This window comes from Moritella sp. 28, from assembly GCF_018219435.1.
GTDB lineage: Bacteria > Pseudomonadota > Gammaproteobacteria > Enterobacterales > Moritellaceae > Moritella.
Window position 1 is genome coordinate 4641672 of sequence record NZ_CP056121.1, and the last position, 13011, is coordinate 4654682.

Sequence of the window (13011 nt, forward strand, 5' to 3'; positions counted from 1 at the left end):
AAGTTAGCAGTTTGAATAAAAATCCCCGTTACTGCCATAAACAGTAACGGGGATTTTTGTATATCTCAAATAACCTGTACGGCGATTCTTTAATTCCCTTTACAACTAAGCTGCGACAGCCGTTACCTCAAAGGGTCTTTTACGACTCATTAATACAAAAATCGCAGGTACAAAATAAAACGATAATAAAGTCGTTAATACCGTCCCACCCGCGATGGCAATGGCAAACGGAGGCCAGAAACCACCACCCGCTAAGATTAATGGTAAGAATCCCCCCACCGTAGTGATCGTCGTTGAAGTAATATGGCGAGTACAGCTGGTGATAGCATTAATAATGGCATCGGTATCGCCAGCGACCGCTTTCGGATCTGATTTTAATTCAGCCAAAATTACAATTGCGGCATTAATCGCTAATCCCATCAAGCCAAGTAAACCAATAATAACAGTGAAACCAAATGGGTAATTAAATACGTACACACTAAATAAGCCCAGTCCCACCGATTGAATAGCGGATAATACAATCACACCACCCAAACGGAACGAGTTAAAGGACAGTACCACAATAATAATAAGTAACATCATGATAACGCCAACACTCGCTAAAAGTTTACCCACAGCCTCATCACGTTTAGCAGACTCGCCACCAAACTCCATGCTATAACCAGGTGGTAATACAAAGCCTTCGCTCGCTAGACGCGCCGAAAAATCACTAAGCACAGTCGACGGTAGCGTCCCCGCAACTAAGTAACCTTCAACAGTATTAACCCGTACACCATCTCGATGTGGAATAGCACCACGACTCGGCTTTAATGCCAGCTCCGTTAGTGCCACCAGTGGGATGCTACTGTGTGATTGTGGAGAACTAAGACTAATGTTAGCGAGGTCAGACAAGCTACTGCGCTGATCATTGGCAATACGTACGCGAACTGGAATCGATTCCGTTGCTTCGATAATAGAACCATTTACCGTACCATGTAATGTCGATTGTAATTGTGTTGCCACATCAGTCAATGTTAAACCAGCTAGCTGACTGACATCTTCGTTAATTTTTAACCATACTTTTGGTAACCCTGGTTGGATTGTTGCACGCGTGTGGATCACATTTTTGGTACCAATTAAGATCCGCCTTGCTTCATCGCCTAGGGCTTTCAAGGTATCTAAATTAGGGCCAAACAAGCGTAATTCGATAGGGGCTTTAAACGGAGGGCCTTGCTCTAATTTACGCACTAATATTTGTGCTTCAGGGATCGCATCATCAAGCAAAATTTGTAATTCAGGGATCAGCTCATTAACACGTTGGAAACTATCACCAGTAATCATAGCTTGGGCATAATACTGCGCACCATCTTTATTCGGCATCAAGTTATAGTAAAAAGACGGGGCATTATTACCAATAAACCAGCGAACCTTACTGATACCTTGCTGTTGCGCTAACAAATCACTGATCGTTCTCGTCATGGCCTCGGTGGCAACAATACTGGTTTGCACAGGCATGAATAATTCAATATGGAACATGTCACGATCCGACGCTGGAAAAAACTGTTCATCCAACTGTTTAGCCAACATAAAACCACTCAAAGGTAAGATAAATACCAAAGCAATACTAAGTTTAGGCCTCGCGAGTACCAAGACTAATGACTTGCGAAAAGCCTTCGCTAAACCATTTAACTCAATACCATCATTATACCAAGTAGAACTTCGTCTCTCGCCATTTTTCCCATTGCTAGCAATAAAACGACCAGATAAACCAGCAACGATAGTATGTGAAACGATATACGAGCCGATTAAGGCAAAGATCACACTCAGCGCAATGCCACCGACAAACTCACCACTAGGACCAGGCATCATCACAATTGGCATAAAAGCCAATATAGTCGTTAGTGTAGAGCCGAGTAAAGGTAACCATAAATGCTTAATCGCACCTTGCACCGCAACGCTGGCAGCCAACCCCTGTTGACGACGTTTTTGGATGGTATCAGCCATTACAATCGCGTTATCAACCATAATGCCCAAAGCAACAACTAAGCCAGTAACAGACATTTGATGAATAGGTAATCCGTAATAATTCATCACGGTCAAAGTAAACAATACAGTTAAAGGGAGAGATAAAGTAACGATTAATGCCGCGCGCCAGCCTAAAGTCACTAACAGCACCACTGCAATGATCGAAAAACCAATGAGGATATTACTCACCAGGTCTTGCAGCCTATCTTCTGTATATGTGGATTGATCAAAAAGTACTTCAGTAGTTAATGAAGTTGGCAGTCTTTGAGTAAATCCAGCCACGACCTCATCAACTTTTTCACTCCACTTATCAATTCGTAAGTTAGGTAACATACGAGTCGATACAACGACGGCATATTGACCATCAACCAATGCAACCTCTTGAGCTGGCCATTGTAATTTTTTACTAACGTTGGCAATATCACCTAAACGAACCACACCGCCTTTACTGTCATTTAGCAGAGGAATGTGACGGATCCGATCGACAGAGTCGAACGATCCAGCCACTTCAATCTGCATTTGATTATAGTCATTGATGATGTTACCCGCAGATACCTTAGCATCAGCAGCTAAAATAATATTCGAAATAGCTTGTGTCGATAACGACAAATTAGCCGCTAAATGCTTATCTATTTCTACCAATATTTGCTCTTCACCACGACCAAACAAACTGACAATATCAGTCCCCGAAATCACCTTTAACTGACTCTGTAATTCTTTACCGTAACGACCTAATGTAGTCAAATCAACAGCGCTATTTCCTTCCCATTTAACTGCAATTAATTGCGTATAGGCATAACCCCTATCGTCTTCTAAACGTGGTGCAATTGCTGCTGGCGGTAACTCACTTGTTACGTCATTAAGCAGATCTCTAACTCGAGACCACACTGGTACAGGATCATAGTTAGTATCGTGTAATTCTAACTGTACAATTGAAATTCCCGCTCGAGATGTCGACGTAATATGCTTAATATCAGCAAGTTTACGTAACTTCTGTTCAATTTTTTCAGTTACCATAGCTTCAACACGCTCAGCACTCGCGCCAGGCAGTATAGTCAACACACTGGCATTACGGTTCGTGATCCTAGGATCTTCCGTACGTGGCAGTGTTGATAATGAGCCTAATCCAGCGACAATTAATAAAGTAATCAGCAGTGCTATCAGACGATTATTTTCAGTAAACGCCTTAATCATATTTCATTCTCCGTAGTTGCAGAATATGACGCTTTATTTGCAAACGCTTGCTGATGATTAACCCTTACTTTTTGCCCCGGCACGAAACGATGAATACCGGTATTCACATACGCCTGATTACTCTGTAGATCACCTTGTACATATGCAGCTGTTTCAGTGGCATGTAATATTGTGACTGTAGTGCTTTTTAACTGAAAAACTTCATCTGCCGAATGATCCTCAAGATCCTTCTGTAGTCTGTCGTGCTCTAAGGTATAAATATTCCACATACCGCGCACGCCATCAGTAATGGCACTTAATGGGATCCAGTAACCCGGTTGTTGGTATTCCTGCGACAAAGACAAATAAGCTAATTGGCCATTATAAACAGGACTGTTATCAACCAATGTGAAGCGCAAACTTATCGTTCGGGTCACCTTATCCACTTCGTTACCCATGCTAAGTAAACGAACAGCGTAATTAACACCAGCAATTTCGACTTGATGATTCTTGCCTTGCAGCTGAGGAATAAAACTTGCTGGCACACCAATCGTGACCTCGGACGCACCTGTTTGTAATAATCTAAATGCCGTAGTACCAGCAGCAACCACTTCGCCTTCGGCAATTTGGCGGCTGCTAACAATACCATCAAATGGCGCTAACAGTTTAGACTTATCAATATGATACTGGCTTGCATCCAATGCAGATAACGTACTGCGGATCTTCGCGGCAATAACTCGCTTTTGCGACGATAACTCATCAATATTTTGCTCAGAAGTAAATCCACGTGAAATGAGCGAACTTAACCGCTTTAGATTTGCTTCAATCAGATCAAATTCCGCTTGCGCTTGCTGCAATTGTGCTTCGAGCTTAGTACGTTCAATTAATAGTAACTGTATGTCTAGCTCTGCCAGCAATTGACCTTTAACAACCTGCTGACCTTCAATCACATGTAGCGTCTTGATAATGCCTGCGAATTCGAAACCTAAATTAGCATCTTGCTTAGCAATCACCTTACCAACAAACTTATTCTCGACTTCGTAACTCGTTTGTTTGGTTAAGTGCCCACTACTTGCTTGTAAATACTGCGACGCAACCTGCGTTTCATTCGCAACGACATCACTACAAGCTTGCAATGCAAGCATAATTAGCAATATACTTAACCACTGTGCTCGTTTTACATACAACACAGAGAGGTGATTCTTTTTAGACATAATCATTATCCTTTATTTACGTTCAACTCAACTCAACGCTTTATTTCAGAGCTCACACAAAGTGGACTCCAGAGTCCAGTCTGGATAATATCAAATGTAGACTGGACGGTACAGTCCACTTTAATATTAATTAACGCTAGCACAACATTTAATGCGATAATGTGTACTCAATTATTAGCGGTGTAGATAGATGAATAAACCCAGAGCAAAAAGTGAATTAAAGCGAAATCAAATACTTGATGCGGCAACAATACAATTTACCCAACATGGCTACGCCGCTACGAGTATGGATCACATAGCGAAATTAGCAGGTGTATCAAAACAGACTGTCTATAGCCATTTCGGTAATAAAGATGAATTATTTATTACCGCCATCACCTATAAGTGCGAATTGGCAGGAATAGCAGAACTACTACCAGAAAATCTAGGACCCGTTGAATCTGTTTTAACATTATTTGCACAGCGTTTCTTTGCTATGATAACGTCGGTTGACTCAATGGCTGTGCACCGAGTTTGTGCCGCGGAGTGCCTTGCTCATCCACATTTATCACGTTTATTCTTTGAGGCTGGTCCACTTTTTGTTATCGACAAGCTAGCTAATTGCTTAGCTGAATATCACCGTCGTGGAGAGCTGGATATAAACGATTGCCGCCAAGCGGCAATCCAATTATTGTCATTAATAAAAGGTGAACAATGGACACGGTTAGAGTTTAATATTGAAGAATCATTATCTGAACAGGAAATTAAGCACTACTTACAAAGTTCTGTGCGTTTATTTATCCGTGGATACCAGACGTTAAGCTAAAACGATCAGGGTTATATGATCTTCATATAACCCTATTTATTGTAGTTTGAACGATGCTATTCAGCCGTTGCGAGTGTGGCGCTAAACCAATCAAGCTTAGCGGCTAACTGGGTAACCAGACCAATGATAATCAGCGAAGGGCTTTCAGATTGCGCGGCAAGATCACTCAGATCTTTTAACGATCCTTGCAATGTACGCTGCTGTTGACTGGTGCCTCTTTCCACAATAGCCACAGGCATGTCTGCACTCATTCCGTGTTTAATCAGGTTATGTGCAATACCACCACTCTGTGTTAACCCCATGTAGAACACCAATGTATGCGTAGCCTTACCCAATAGCGGCCAATTCAACTGATTCGAATCATCTTTTAAATGGCCAGTAATAAATTGTACACCTTGGGTATAATCACGATGAGTCAACGGGATCCCTGCGTATGCAGCACATCCAGAAGCAGCGGTAATACCCGGCACAACTTCAAAAGGTATGTTAAAAGGTAATAAGGCTTCAAGCTCTTCACCACCACGGCCAAAAATAAACGGATCGCCGCCTTTAAGGCGGATCACCTGCTTACCCTGCAGTGCAAGCTCCACCAATAATTGGTTAATGCCGCTTTGTGGTACACAATGGTTTCCCGCCTTTTTTCCAACAAAAAAACGTTCTGCTTGTGGGTGAATCAAGGCGATAATTTCATCGGACACTAAACGGTCATGTACTACAACTTCGGCTTGTTGCAATAAACGTAATGCTTTAACGGTTAATAAATCGGGGTCGCCTGGACCCGAACCGACTAAAATTACTTTCCCTGTATGACTTATGGCCTGTAGCTCATTCACTGTTGTTGATACTGCTTGTCCAGTCATTCTATATCCTTAGCTACTACGCCAGCCGTTCATGGCTAGCAACTATTCACAGCGCTATTTGTCACTGCTTTTACATCACTAATAAATACCATAGCTGTGCAAGGCTTACCAATAGCGGAGTAGTATAAGTTATATCAAGCGAAGCAAGATCAAAAAAGGCGTGAACTTTCGAACACGCCTTTTGGTATTTATTTGTCTATCGCTTATTAATTAAGCTTGTTGTCATCTTTGTCTACTTCAACAAAATCACCTTCAATAACACCGTCATTTTTGGCCTTATTATCAGCACCTGGCTGTTGTTGAAATGGCGACGAGTGTGTTGACGAGTGTGACGAATAATGGAAACCTTGCGCATTACCCGTAAACGTCGGTTGTGGAATAATACGATCTTTGTATTGGGCAATAATCGCTTTGGCTAAACGACCACGAATTTGTGGTGTAAGCACCAATAAACCTAACGCATCAGTAACAAAGCCCGGTGTTACAAGTAGCACACCACATACCAGCAGCATAATGCCTTCTACTATTTCTTGTCCAGGTGCTTCACCTGCAGCTAAACGCGCTTGTAATTTTTGCACCGTTTGTATGCCTTGGCTCCGCACCAAATACGAACCAGCAAACGCCGTTAAAATAATAATACCAATCGTCAGCTCTGCACCTAATAACGAACCTATCGACATCAGTACATACACTTCGATTAATGTCATCGCAGTAAATAAGAAAAATAAACGACCTAACACATTAACCTCTCAAAAATATAGTTATAGTAGACGACTTAGCTGAGTATATATTTGTCACTAAGTTATCTAAAAATCCGCACAAAACGATCAGAATATAAAGTAACATAGGGGTAATCAACCTAGTTTTCAAGCTCTAGTCTAGTAGATAGTCCATAATGCTAAGTAACTGACGTCACAATTAAGACAACTAAAACGTAATAAAGTTGGAAAAATGAAAGTAAAATTAACCCTATTACTCGCAAGTAGCTTTGTGATCCAAAGCGTAATGCCAGTGTATGCAAATATTAATGTTAGTCCATTTGCAAATAAACAACAGAGCGCCCCTGCATTTTTACCCGTCGAAGATGCATTTGTTTTTTCTCAGCTGCAACAAGCCGACAACTTAAATGTATTCTGGCAAATTACCGAGGGCTATTATTTATATAAGAATAAGCTGCGCGTAACAATAAACGGTAATGAGCACACGATAGTCGGGCTACCAGAAGGTAAAGACTATCATGATGAGTATTTTGGTGATGTCGAAATTTTCGAATATGAATTGATGTTGTCAGTCCCCGTTTCAACGTTAGCACCAGCGAGTAAAATAACGATTCATTACCAAGGTTGTGCAGTGGCGGGACTATGTTACCCACCCATGACAAAAACATTTATTACCCAATAAATCAGCGAGCAAGAGTTACCGCGATTCATTTTCTATCACATGAATTGGTAACTCGGCTGGTAGCCCTGTTTTATTGGTGTATATACGATCAAACTCATTCAATTTTCTCACCTTAACGGATGCAAAGCGAGACCATTTACTGGTATCAGCAACGAGCCAACCTTGGCGAGCGTTATCCAAAATACAACGAGACAGCTCGGCTTCTTGGGTTTCATGCTCCATCGCAGCCTGACTTTTAGTAATAGAGCCACAACTGACAATACCTATATCCGCTTCAAAACCACCGAAAAATGCTAATACACTATTACCGACGATATCTTGATGTTCACTTCTGAACAGCCCTCCCGCAATATAGACTTCAGCATATTTGTTTAACTCTAAAATTCGAGCCACTTGCAAATTATTGGTGATAACACGTAGCGATTTTTTATGTAGCAGGTAATGCGCAATACGTGTAATCGTTGTACCTATTCCCATCATCACCGTAGAGCCATCAGGAATAGCATTCGCAACTTCTTTTGCGAGCTTATCTTTAATCCCTGTTTCAACATCAGCACGAAATTGATAAGTCGTATTAGTGAGCAAAGCAGGTAAACTGACACCACCGTGTATCCGCCGTGCAATCCCTTGTTCGCATAACTGATTTACGTCTCGGCGTATTGTTTGAGTGGTGACATCAAAATAAGCCGCTAGCTCATCAATTTGAATCCCCTCAACTTGCTTTAAGCGCTGTAATATTTGTTGCTGACGTTGGTTTAATTCCATAAAACTACCTATTAAACTTGTGGGGCTTATCTGTAATAATGTTATCAACACCCCATGCCGTATATTTATCAATTTGCTTGGGATCGTTTAGGGTCCAAATCATTAAGGTTAACCCAGCCTCTTTAATCGATTCGGCCAAAGTTTCATTTAGTATGCGATGATCGATATGCAGACTATACAGCGCAAGCGGCTTAATCGACACCAGCATATCCGATGGTTTATTTTTTGTAATAAAACCGCGTCGTACTCCAGGGTATAAGGCTTGGCAGTGCTTTAACGCGGTCTGAGAGAAGCTTGAAAATAGCAATTTATCGATAGGGAAATTCAGCACTTTTACCGTTTCGACAACCCTTTCCACCAAAGATTTTATTTCATCCTCGCTATAAATCTTTATTTCAAGATTCATATTCAAGTCATTTTCTTGGCAAACAAGCAGTGCTTCTTTTAATGTCGGTATGGTTTCACCTGTAAATTCACTTGCAAACCAACTACCTGCATCTAACCCTTTAAGCTCAGCAAGCGTCAGCTCTCCGACTAACCCCTTGCCATTGGTACAACGCTGCACAGTTTGGTCATGAATAATGACAGGGATATTGTCTGCACTTAACTGTGTATCTATTTCGATCCATTTAATGCCTGACTCAGCTGCTTTTTGAATGCTGGCAAGCGTATTCTCTGGTGCTAGCGCTGCCGCACCACGGTGACCTGTGATCATATGACTACCCGATAAATGTTCATTTGAATATCCAATCACTATAAAAGGTTAAAGTTACAGAAATATGAAAATAGAACAAGCGCTGCAACACATTAATAACCAAGGCGCAATTAATAAATATATAGATAGTTAAGTATGATTCACACGATCAACCTGCATGTTCATATGAATGTAACATTGTTCACTTAGACTTAAGAAATACTCCAAGGCGAGTTTATACAGACAGTCTTGAATAATGAAATCTAATCATATTGATAAAGAGGGTTTAATAAATGAAAAAGCTAGTAGGAACAATGCTAACAGCCGCAGTACTTCTCGTCGGTTGTGGTAAACAAGGTGATGAATCGGTTTCCGCTACAGCAATCAAACCGATTGATATCAATATGAGTTTAGTCTTCACTCAAAACGAACTGCTTACCCAAGAATTAATTAAAGTGAGCGATAAAATTAGACAACGTTCCGATGGTTCTATAAATATAAAAGTCTTCCCTGGTGGTCAGCTGCCTGTTTACAAAGACAATCTTGAACAAGTAGTCAATGGTGCTAACTGGATCGCGGTTGAAGATCTTAGCTACTTAGGCGATTACGTGCCTGACTTTGCCGCACTCGCTGGCCCTATGCTTTACAACTCATATGACGAATATCTGGCCATGATGCAAACCGACTTCGTTGCCGACCTAAAAGACCAAGTTGAACAAAAAGGCATTAAAGTACTGAGCGCTGATTACATGTTTGGCTTCCGTCATATGATCACCAACAAAGAAATCAAAAATGCAGCGGATATGAAGGGCATGCGTATTCGCGTTCCAGGCAGTCAGTTATTCATTAGCACGCTTGATTCGATGGGCGCATCACCTGCGGCACTGCCTTTCCCTGAAACCTATGCAGGTGTTCAACAAGGTGTGGTTGATGGACTGGAAGGTTCTATCTTAACTATGTATTCAACTAAGATTTATGAAGTTGCGAAGAATATGTCTCTGACTAAGCACTTCTTAGGCACAGTCGGCATCTACATCTCTCCAACATTATGGGATAAGTTCACGCCAGAACAACAGCGAATCGTGGCGGAAGAACTTGAAGCCGGTGCTGCGTCGAATACCGCAGAGCTGATTAAACTAGATGCAGAATATACACAGAAACTTGAAGAATTAGGCGTTACATTTAATAGTGTAAATACCGCTGAATTTACTCAATTGACCGCTGATGTTTATAACCAGTTCCCAGCATGGAGTAACGATATTCATAGCACTATCATGAAAGAACTAGAAAAAATTCGCGCCGCTCAATAATCGCGAATAATGTAAGTAAAAATAATAAATAGTTATCGCGTGACTTCTCTGCTCATTGTTGAGTAGTCACGTTTATTGTTGGTTTACTCGCTGTTTCAGTAAATCACAGGAGAAGTAATGCGCTTTATACTAAAAAATATTGAAGAAATACTGGCATCCATTGCTATTTCTATCACGATACTTGTCGTTATTATCAATGTGTTCTTACGCTATGGTTTTGGTTTTGTGGTTCCGTGGAGTGAAGAACTCTCGGTTATTTGTTTTATTTGGGCAGTCTACCTAGGCATTAGCTCATGTTACAAACACAAACTGCATATGGGTGTTGACGTCGTTGTATCATTATTACCAGAGTCGATGAAATGTCCGTTTAGGCTTGTTGTATCGAGCTTTTTACTGGTAATCAACGTACTTATGGCTTACCTAAGTTACGACTACATGATGCTATCTAACAAGGTAACACCGGTGATGGGAATGTCTTATTTCACGATAAACGGTGTGCTATTTCTTTGTTTTTCTTTAATGACGATTCACACAGTGAAGTTTATTAAAGATGATGTAACACAGCTTCGAGAGAAGCGATTAGATACACGTAAATAGGTGACAATTGTGGAAAGCTATATTCCTATTATTATTTTATTTCTATTATTCTTATTAAATATTCCCATTGCCTTCTCGTTGATATCATCAGCAATGGTGTACTTTTTATTTATCAATGATTCAATTCCCGTTAGCTTAGTAATGCAACGCTTTATCTCGTCGACTGAATCGTTTCCACTATTGGCAATTCCCTTTTTTATTATGGTTGGATCCGTGATGAATTACGCGGGTATTAGCCGCAGCCTACTGGCCTTCGCAGATTCGCTGATTGGCCATAAAACGGGTGGTCTCGCTCACGTTAATGTCGCGTTAAGTACTTTAATGGGTGGCATTTCAGGCTCAGCGAATGCGGATGCCGCCATGCAATCCAAAATCTTAGCCCCAGAGATGACCAAGCGTGGATACGATTTACCATTTACAGCCGCTGTAACCGCTGCATCATCCAGTATTAGTCCAGTGATCCCGCCCGGTATTAACTTGATTATCTACGCATTACTAGCGAACGTATCAGTTCACCAGATGTTCATTGCCGGTTATGTGCCCGCATTCATGATGGCGTTATCGCTGATGGTAACAATCGCTTTTATTGCTCGACGTCGTAATTACAAACCTTCACGTTCAGTTCCAGCTCCCGCTAAAGAACGTTTACACTGTTTCGCTCAAGCTATTCCTGCATTATGTATTCCTTTCGGCATTATTTTAGGCATGCGTTTTGGTTTATTTACCCCAACTGAAGCTGGCGCAATAGCGGTATTACTTTGTTCTATCATTGGCTTATTTGTTTATCGAGTCTTAAAGCTCCGTCATTTCAAATATATCTTGCAAGAAACGGTACAGGGCACCAGTAGTGTCATGTTTATCATCATTGGTGCGATGGTATTTGGCTACTACATGACGTTAGAACAAATACCACAAAATGTGGCATCGGCTTTGATTGAGCTCACCGATAACAAGCTAGTTTTATTGTTATTAATAAATGTACTGCTATTAGTTGTCGGTATGTTCATTGAAGGTGGTGCAGCCATGATTATTCTGACTCCACTATTGCTGCCAGCGGTACTTAACCTTGGTGTTAACCCCGTACATTTCGGTATCATAGTGATCGTTAATATTATGATCGGTGGTGTAACACCGCCATTTGGTTCGATGATGTTTACAGTTTGTTCTATTTTAAAAGTAAAAATGATCGACTTTGTCCGTGAGGTTTTACCGCTATTACTTGCATTACTCACGGTGTTAATGATTTTAACTTATTCAGAAAGCTTGGTGATGTTTTTGCCGAATTTACTCTAATTATGAAGGATGTATAAAATGAATTCGGTACCAAACGAATTAACGCCAGACTGGAAACATGTGGAATGGGTGCTAACTGATGTGGATGATACCCTCACTTGGCAAGGAAAGTTACCACCAGAAACCTTAATTTCACTGGCTGAATTACAGCAAGCAGGTATAAAAGTAGTTGCCGTAACAGGCGCCTGCGCGGGTTGGTGTGACCATATAGCTCAGCTATGGCCTGTTGATGCCGTGCTTGGTGAAAATGGCGCGTTCATTATGGAAAAGGAAAATGGTTATTTAACCCTACGGGCCAATCGTTCTATGGATGATATTGCCCAACAACAAGCAATATTAAAACAGCAAGTAAAAGCGATTTTAGCGGATTATCCAGATCTAAATTTAACGCTCGATCAGTCATATCGATTATGTGAAGTCGCGATTGATATTGGCCAGAATAGAGCGCGTGTTGATGACGATATTATTGCTGAAGTTGTTGCTAAAATCCATGCATTAGGCGCACATGCAACAGCCAGCTCAATTCATATTAATGCATGGTATGGCGAACATTCGAAGAAAGCGACATCGTTACAATTTTTGGCCGAAAAAGGCTTATCACCACAAGCCATTTTAAATCAATCTTGTTACGTTGGTGATTCAATGAATGATCAATTGATGTTTGAAGCACTGCCGAAGACTGTCGGTGTCGCGAACATAGAAAAATATTGGCACAAGCTCAGTCATCATCCCAAAATAGTCATGAGCCAACCCGGTGGTTTCGGGTTTGCAGAATTTACCAAACAGTTACTCGATATTAAACGTAACTAATTAACCATTTCAAAAATACAGCCAACCATAAACAGATACTGCATTATCTGTTTATGGTCATGGTCAAAGCCAAATTTATCATTGC

Annotated in this window: 12 protein-coding genes; 6 read left to right on the forward strand and 6 right to left on the reverse strand. The window is 41.0% G+C overall.

What is annotated here, in order from left to right; translation table 11 throughout:
* Positions 1-105: 105 nt before the first annotated feature.
* A complete protein-coding gene (locus tag HWV02_RS20665; protein ID WP_211689257.1) occupies positions 106-3198 on the reverse strand; it encodes an efflux RND transporter permease subunit in 3093 nt (1030 codons plus the stop codon).
* Positions 3195-4391, reverse strand: coding sequence for an efflux RND transporter periplasmic adaptor subunit (locus HWV02_RS20670; protein ID WP_211689258.1), 1197 nt, complete (start codon positions 4389-4391; stop codon positions 3195-3197). Before HWV02_RS20670 ends, HWV02_RS20665 begins: the two co-directional genes overlap by 4 nt.
* Positions 4392-4581: 190 nt before the next feature.
* Here HWV02_RS20670 and HWV02_RS20675 point away from each other — a divergent pair, with 190 nt between their 5' ends.
* A complete protein-coding gene (locus tag HWV02_RS20675; RefSeq protein ID WP_211673238.1) occupies positions 4582-5196 on the forward strand; it encodes a TetR/AcrR family transcriptional regulator in 615 nt (204 codons plus the stop codon).
* A gap of 56 nt (positions 5197-5252) precedes the next feature.
* On the opposite strand, the gene cobA is transcribed toward HWV02_RS20675, so the two are convergent.
* Both cobA and HWV02_RS20685 read right to left on the reverse strand, forming a co-directional pair.
* The gene (gene cobA / locus HWV02_RS20680) at positions 5253-6056 is read right to left on the reverse strand and encodes a uroporphyrinogen-III C-methyltransferase (RefSeq protein ID WP_211689259.1); all 804 of its coding nucleotides are present in this window, start codon (positions 6054-6056) and stop codon (positions 5253-5255) included.
* Positions 6057-6262: 206 nt separating this feature from the next.
* Positions 6263-6796 (reverse strand): FxsA family protein, encoded by a 534-nt coding sequence (locus tag HWV02_RS20685; RefSeq protein ID WP_211689260.1) that lies wholly within the window; start codon positions 6794-6796, stop codon positions 6263-6265.
* Positions 6797-7007: 211 nt separating this feature from the next.
* Here HWV02_RS20685 and HWV02_RS20690 point away from each other — a divergent pair, with 211 nt between their 5' ends.
* Complete coding sequence (locus HWV02_RS20690; RefSeq protein WP_211677701.1) at positions 7008-7457, forward strand: protein-disulfide reductase DsbD domain-containing protein; 450 nt, start codon at positions 7008-7010, stop codon at positions 7455-7457.
* A 15-nt stretch (positions 7458-7472) separates the two neighbouring features.
* Here HWV02_RS20690 and HWV02_RS20695 read toward each other — a convergent pair whose 3' ends face one another.
* Both HWV02_RS20695 and HWV02_RS20700 read right to left on the reverse strand, forming a co-directional pair.
* Entirely contained in the window at positions 7473-8222 is a 750-nt protein-coding gene (locus HWV02_RS20695; RefSeq protein WP_211677702.1) for a DeoR/GlpR family DNA-binding transcription regulator, read from the reverse strand.
* 4 nt (positions 8223-8226) lie between these two features.
* A complete protein-coding gene (locus HWV02_RS20700; protein WP_211677703.1) occupies positions 8227-8937 on the reverse strand; it encodes a glycerophosphoryl diester phosphodiesterase in 711 nt (236 codons plus the stop codon).
* 272 nt (positions 8938-9209) lie between these two features.
* On the opposite strand from HWV02_RS20700, the gene HWV02_RS20705 reads away from it, so the two are divergent.
* The 4 genes from HWV02_RS20705 (at position 9210) to HWV02_RS20720 (ending at position 12926) form a co-directional block, all read left to right on the forward strand.
* Entirely contained in the window at positions 9210-10226 is a 1017-nt protein-coding gene (locus HWV02_RS20705) for a C4-dicarboxylate TRAP transporter substrate-binding protein (protein WP_211677704.1), read from the forward strand.
* Between the two features lie 117 nt (positions 10227-10343).
* Positions 10344-10823, forward strand: a complete 480-nt coding sequence (locus HWV02_RS20710) for a TRAP transporter small permease (RefSeq protein WP_211677705.1) — start codon at positions 10344-10346, stop codon at positions 10821-10823.
* Between the two features lie 9 nt (positions 10824-10832).
* A complete protein-coding gene (locus tag HWV02_RS20715; protein WP_211677706.1) occupies positions 10833-12116 on the forward strand; it encodes a TRAP transporter large permease in 1284 nt (427 codons plus the stop codon).
* 18 nt (positions 12117-12134) lie between these two features.
* Positions 12135-12926, forward strand: coding sequence for an HAD-IIB family hydrolase (locus HWV02_RS20720; protein ID WP_211677707.1), 792 nt, complete (start codon positions 12135-12137; stop codon positions 12924-12926).
* Positions 12927-13011 lie beyond the last annotated feature (85 nt).